The sequence below is a fragment of the Inquilinus sp. genome, from assembly GCF_057815775.1.
The window spans coordinates 1-6,212 of record NZ_JBYRFX010000133.1 but is presented as its reverse complement, the minus strand read 5'-3'; the positions used below and the strand labels follow the sequence as shown (position 1 = coordinate 6,212).

Here is a 6,212-nt window from a genome sequence, read left to right as displayed (position 1 = left end):
AAGCGCATCGCAATCAACAGCCAGACCAGCGTCACCACCATATAGACCATGGCCATGGCGTCGATCGACTGCGGCGCGCGCACGCCGGCGGCGAACACCGAATAATACAAAGCCACCACCAACGTCTGCGTGTCGGAGCCGGCGGTCATGAAGGTCAACTCGAACATCGCGATGGTGCGCACCAGCACCAGCAGCGAGGCCGCCAGGATGCCCGGCGCCAGCAGCGGCACCAGCACGTGCCGGAACAGCTGTGGTGTGCGGGCGCCGAAGACGCGGGCCGCCTGTTCGACCCGTGGGTCGATCTGTTCGATGAACGGGATCATCACCAGGATGACGAAGGGCACGGTCGGCACCAGGTTGGCCAGGATCACGCCCCACATCGTGCCGGCCAGGCCGGATTGGTACAGCACCGTCGCCAGCGGAATGCCGAAGGTGATCGGCGGCACCAGCAGCGGCAGCAGGATCAGCAGCATCACCAGCCGGCGCCCGGGGAAATCGCGCCGTGCCATGGCATAGGCAGCCGGCACGCCGAGCAGCCCCGACAGCAGCACCACGGCGCCGACGACCTCGAAGGTGACGATCAGGATGTCGTGCAGCTGGAACTCGTCCCAGGCCGAGGCATACCAGCGGGTGGTGAGGCCGACCGGCAGCCAGGTGCCGAGCCAGCGGGTGGCGAAGGAGTTCACCACCACGGTCGCGATCATCGCGAACAGGTTCAGCACGAAGAAGCCGACCAGGGCCCAGACCGCGAAGGCCCAGAGGCGGGCGCCGATGCCGTCGTTCCGGGTCATCGCCTCACCCCTTCCCGCCGCCGGCCGGGCCGCGATAGACCAGCCCCCGCGCGCCCAGCACCGCGGCGACGACCAGCAGCTGGACCAGCCCCATGATCATCGCCACGGCCGAGGCCATGGAATAATCGTACTCCTCGAAGGCGACCTGGTAGGCGGCGATCGAGATCACCCGCGTCGGCCCCGCCGGCGCGCCCAGCAGCACGGCCGAGGGGAACACCGAGAAGGCCTGCACGAAGGACAGGCAGAAGGTGATGATCAGCCCCGGCACCAGCAGCGGCAGGAAGATGTGGCGGAAGCGCGCCCTGGCGCCCGCCCCCAGCGTCGCCGCTGCCTGTTCCAGCGCCGGATCGATGCCGGTGACGTAGGACAGGGTCAGCAGGAAGGTGAAGGGGAAGCCGGTGATCACCAGCGACAGGAACACACCCCAGTAATTGTGCAGCAGCCGCACCGGGCTGGAGATCAGGCCGAGCCACAGCAGCGACCGGTTGAGCCAGCCCTGCGGCCCGAGATAGTTCAGCAGCCCTTCCGCCACCAGCACGGTGCCCAGCGTGATCGGCAGCACCAGGATGGTGATCAGGAGCCGCTGCCGCACCATCAGCCGCATCCGCATCGCCACTGGCAGCGCCGCCAGGATGTTGATCAGCGTCACCGGCAAAGCGAGCTGCAGCGTGGTGCCGATGGTGTCGTAGAAATACGAGTCGCCGAAGAAGCGTTGGTAATTCGCCAGCCAGTCGCCGGCCTTGGGCAGGAAGGACAGCACCAGCCCATAGGCGAAGGGGTAGATGAACAGCGCCAGCAGCAGCAGCACCGCCGGCAGCACCAGCAGCGTCACCCCGTCGAGCCCGCGCCGGGCCAGCCGCAGCCGCAGCGGCGGGCGATCGGCGGCAACCGCGCTCACGCCGTCGCCTCGGCGTACACCAGCACGCGCTCGGGGTCGGCGCCGAAGCGCAGGGCGGCGCCGGGGCCGACCGGGTGTTCCGACCGGAAGAACAGCTCGGTCCCTTCGCCGGTCCGGGCGGTGCCGTAGAAGTCGCGACCGCGGTATTCGACGGTCTCGACCGTGGCGGCCAGCGGGCCGTCCGGCCGCGGCGTCAGATCGTCGGGGCGGATCGCCACCACCGCGTCGCCCGACCCGGCATCACCCGCCACCGGCATGCCGAGCAGTGTGGCGCCGGCCACGGTGACACCGATGCGGCCGTCACCCGAGGTGGCGATCGTGCCGCGCAGGATGTTGCGGTAGCCCATGAACTCGGCCACGTCGGCATGGGCCGGCCGGGCATACAGCTCCGGCGGCGTGCCGATCTGGCGCACCGACCCGTCGCGCAGCACGACGATGCGGTCGGCCAGCGACAGCGCCTCGTCCTGGTCATGGGTGACGTAGATGGTGGCGGAGCCCAGCAGCGTGTGAATGCGCCGGATCTCGGCCCGCATCTCCAGCCGCAGCTTGGCGTCGAGGTTGGACAGCGGCTCGTCCATCAGCACCAGCGGCGGCTCGATCACGATGGCGCGGGCGATGGCGACGCGCTGCTGCTGCCCGCCCGAGAGCTGGCCCGGCAGCTTCGCCTGCTGCGCGCCGAGGCGGACCAGGGCCAGCGCCTCATCCACCTTGCGGTCGATCTCCGCCTTCGGCCGGCCCCGCATCGCCAGGCCGAAGCCGATGTTGCGGCGCACATTCATGTGCGGGAACAGCGCGTAGTTCTGGAACACCATGCCGAAGCCGCGATCCTCCGGCTTCAGCAGGTCGATGCGGGTGTCGTCCAGCCAGATCCGCCCCCCGGTCAGCGGCAGCAGGCCGGCGAGGCAGTTCAGCGCCGTCGACTTGCCGCAGCCGGACGGGCCGAGCAGGGCGATGAATTCGCCCCGCCGCACCGTCAGGGACACGTCTTTCAGCGCGTTGAGCGCGCCGAAGTCGCGGCTGACCCCTTCCAGCCGCAGTTCACGGAAATCGCGCGAGGCGATGGTCATCGCGGCTACTTGGTCTTCTGGGTGCCGATCTCCTCATCCCAGCGCCGGAAGGCGAGGACGAGCTTGTCGGGGGTCAGCGGCACCTCGACCGGATTGTCGGCGATCAGCTTCTCGTATTCCGGCCGGCCGAATTCCTGGATCGCCTGGCGGCTGTCCTCCGGCGCCATGTCGAGGGTCACGCCCTTCACCGCCGGGCCCGGGTAGAAATAGCCCTGGTCGTAGGTGAAGGCCTGCTGTTCCGGCGTCAGCAGGAAGCTCATCAGGTCCAGGAGCACGGCGAGCTTGTCCGCCGCCACGCCCTTCGGCACGCACATGTAGTGGGCGTCCGAGATCCAGTGGAAGCCCTTGAGGGCGCCGACCTTGGCCTCTTCCGGCACCACGCCGAGCACGCGCGGATTGATGTCCCAGCCGGTGGTCGAGGCAATCATATCGCGCGAGCCCTCGGCGAACTCCTTCATCATCGCGGCGGTGCCGGTCGGGTAGTACTCGATATTCTGCCCGAGCTCCTTGAGATAGGCCCAGGTCTTCTCCCAGCCATTGACCGGGTCCTTCGGGTCCTTGTCGCCGAGCAGGTAGGGCAGGCCCATGATGAAGGTGCGCCCCGGGCCCGAATTCGCCGGCCGGGCATACATGAAGCGGTTGGGATGGGCCTTGGCCCAGGCCAGCAGATCCTCGGCCGTGGTCGGCACCTCGGGGACCCGGTCGGCCGCGTATTCCAGCAGCGGGCCCGAGGGGTAGTAGGTGACGCAGACGCCCTGGCCCTGCGCCAAACCCTGCATATTCCAGGCCGCCGGCTGGTAGATGCTCTGCAGGTCCGGCAGCGCCGAGGCGAGGTCGGGCAGCAGCGGCGTCCACAGCTTCTGGTCGATGCCGGCCGACAGCGCATCCGTGCCGGTGAGGACGAGGTCGATGTCGACCCGGCCCGCATCCTGCTGCGCCTTCAGCTTGCCCGGCAGCTCCGGCGCCGGCGCCTTGGTGAAGGTGATGCGCGACACCAGGTTCGGCTTGGCCGCACGATAGTTCTCGATCGCCTTCTGGGTCAGGGCCAGGTTGCCGGCGACGTCGATCACGTTGAGATCGACCGGGGAGGACGGCAGGGCCAGCGGCTGGGCCGCCCTGGCGCCGGTGACCCCGAGTGCCCCGACCCCGGCGATGCCGCCGAGCAGATGACGGCGGGTGATGTCCAAGCCTGTCATGATGTCCTCCCCTGTTTTCGTTGCCGGCGTTTCGTTATGGGTGTTCCCGTCTCAGGCGGCCGGAGGTGGGCCTCCGGGTTCGGCATAGGCCGCGGCCGTCGCCTTCGCCCCCCGGCGGATCAGCGTGTCGAGCGCGCGCGTCACCGCCGCGCGGAAGCCGGGATGATCCGGCAGGTCGTCGCCGAACACCGCCCGCACGCCCAGCAGCGCCGGCGCCAGCCGGTCGGCGGCAGGGCCTGCCTCACGCGCGATCGCGGCGAGGTCGGCGGCCAGCGGATCCCGGACATCGATCGGCCGTCCCGCCTCGTCCGTCCCGGCGACGTAGCGCATCCACGCGGCGACCCCGAGGGCATGGCGTTCGATCGGCAGGCCGTGGGCCAGCCGGTCGCGGATGGTGCCAAGCAGGCGCTGCGGCAGCTTCTGCGACCCGTCCATGGCGATCTGCCAGGTGCGGTGCTTCAGCGCCGTGTTGCGGAAGCGGGCGACCAGCGAGCGCTTGTAGCCGTCGACATCGGCGCCGGGCGGCAGCACGAGCGTCGGCGTGCTGTCCGCCATCAGCGCCGCGACGAAGGCGGCGATGCCCGGATCGGCCATGGCGCTCGCCACCGTCTCGCAGCCGGAGAGATAGCCGAGATAGGCCAGCGCCGAATGGCTGCCGTTGAGCAGCCGCAGCTTCATCGCCTCATAGGGCGCGACATCGGCGACCAGCGTGGCGCCGAAGCGCTCCCAGCCCGGCCGCCCCGACGGGAAGCGGTCCTCGATCACCCATTGCGAGAACGGCTCGGTCATGATCGGCCAGGCATCGGCGACGCCGAGTTGCGCCGCGATGCGGGCCCGGTCCTCGTCGGTGGTGGCCGGCACGATGCGGTCGACCATGGTGTCCGGGCAGGCGATCTCACCGGCGACATAGGCACCGAGATCGGGCGACACCAGTTCGGCATACCGCGACAGGATGCGGTGCAGCGTCCGCCCATTGGCCGGCAGGTTGTCGCAGCACAGCGGCGTGAACGGCTTCAGGCCGGCGGCCCGGCGGCGAGCGATGCCCTGGACCAGGATGCCGACGGCCGAGCGCGGCGCATCGGGGTGGGCCAGATCGTGCAGGATGTCGGGATGGGCCTCGTCCAGCCGGCCGGTGGCCGGATCGTGGCAATAGCCCTTCTCGGTCACGGTCAGGCTGACGATGGCGACCGAGGGCCGGCACAGCGCGTCGAGCAGCGCCGAGGGCGCTTCCGGCGCCACCAGCACGTCGCGGATCGCGCCGACCACGCGCAGCGCCTCGCCGTCGCTGTCGCGAATGGCGACGGTGTAGAGCCCGTCCTGCGGCACCAGTGCATCGCGGGTGTCGGGGCTGCGCAGGCTGGCGCCGAGGATGCCCCAGCGCAGGTCGCCCGCCGCCAGCACGTCGTCGGTGTAGACCGCCTGATGGGCGCGATGGAAGGCGCCGATGCCGAGATGGACGATGCCGGTGGTGACGGCGGCACGGTCATAGCGCGGCTGCATCACCGCGGCGGGCAGCCCGGGCAGGGCCCCCTCCTCCAGCCGCCGCGCGGGGATCGAACGGGCAACGGTCATAGGCAGGGCGCCTTGCGGACGAATGGCAGCATATGGTCACAGCGCGGCATCGCGGCGCCCTCTCCTATCGGTTCTCATGGCGGCGCCGGACGCCGCCGGAGGTCTCTTCGCGAGTCGGTGCAATCCTAGTATGGCAGTTCGCGCCGCGGCAAACATTCCGCTGCATTCCGGCAAGGGCCCGAAACGAAAACGGGCGGCCCGAAGGCCGTCAGGCTGGAATCAAAACGGGCGGCCCGAAGGCCGCCCGTGTGGAACCGGAAGAACCGATCCGCTCAGGTGTCGAGGAAGCTGCGCAGCTTGCGGCTGCGGCTCGGGTGCTTGAGCTTGCGCAGCGCCTTGGCCTCGATCTGCCGGATGCGCTCGCGCGTCACCGAGAACTGCTGGCCGACTTCCTCCAGCGTGTGGTCGGTGTTCATGCCGATGCCGAAGCGCATGCGCAGCACGCGTTCTTCGCGCGGCGTCAGCGAGGCCAGCACACGCGTCGTCGTTTCCCGAAGATTGGCCTGAATCGCCGCGTCGATCGGCAGGATCGCGCCCTTGTCCTCGATGAAATCGCCTAGATGCGAATCCTCCTCGTCGCCGACCGGCGTTTCGAGGCTGATCGGCTCCTTGGCGATCTTCAGGACTTTTCGAACTTTCTCCAAAGGCATCGCCAGCTTTTCGGCCAACTCCTCGGGGGTCGGCTCGC

Annotated in this window: 6 protein-coding genes; all 6 read right to left on the bottom strand. The window is 69.5% G+C overall.

Translation table 11 applies throughout. The features are described 5' to 3' along the window. Nucleotides 1-791, bottom strand: a 791-nt coding sequence (locus tag AC3XYG_RS04875) for an ABC transporter permease (RefSeq protein ID WP_489138689.1), incomplete at its 3' end; no start/stop codon positions are given. 4 nt (nucleotides 792-795) lie between these two features. Further along, on the bottom strand, nucleotides 796-1,689 hold the full coding sequence (locus tag AC3XYG_RS04870; RefSeq protein WP_489138688.1) for an ABC transporter permease: 894 nt from the start codon (nucleotides 1,687-1,689) through the stop codon (nucleotides 796-798). Next, nucleotides 1,686-2,756 (bottom strand): ABC transporter ATP-binding protein, encoded by a 1,071-nt coding sequence (locus tag AC3XYG_RS04865; RefSeq protein WP_489138687.1) that lies wholly within the window; start codon nucleotides 2,754-2,756, stop codon nucleotides 1,686-1,688. The genes AC3XYG_RS04870 and AC3XYG_RS04865 overlap by 4 nt, the downstream gene beginning before the upstream one ends. A gap of 5 nt (nucleotides 2,757-2,761) precedes the next feature. Then, nucleotides 2,762-3,952, bottom strand: coding sequence for an ABC transporter substrate-binding protein (locus AC3XYG_RS04860; RefSeq protein WP_489138686.1), 1,191 nt, complete (start codon nucleotides 3,950-3,952; stop codon nucleotides 2,762-2,764). 51 nt (nucleotides 3,953-4,003) lie between these two features. After that, a complete protein-coding gene (locus AC3XYG_RS04855) occupies nucleotides 4,004-5,524 on the bottom strand; it encodes a mannitol dehydrogenase family protein (protein ID WP_489138685.1) in 1,521 nt (506 codons plus the stop codon). 272 nt (nucleotides 5,525-5,796) lie between these two features. Then, nucleotides 5,797-6,212, bottom strand: a 416-nt coding sequence (locus AC3XYG_RS04850; protein WP_489138684.1) for a sigma-70 family RNA polymerase sigma factor, incomplete at its 5' end; no start/stop codon positions are given.

Bases quoted from the DNA above. Each gene is read 5' to 3' on its own strand.
- AC3XYG_RS04865 (WP_489138687.1), bottom strand. From the start codon at position 2,756: ATGACCATCGCCTCGCGCGATTTCCGTGAACTGCGGCTGGAAGGGGTC.
- AC3XYG_RS04860 (WP_489138686.1), bottom strand. From the start codon at position 3,952: ATGACAGGCTTGGACATCACCCGCCGTCATCTGCTCGGCGGCATCGCC.
- AC3XYG_RS04855 (WP_489138685.1), bottom strand. From the start codon at position 5,524: ATGACCGTTGCCCGTTCGATCCCCGCGCGGCGGCTGGAGGAGGGGGCC.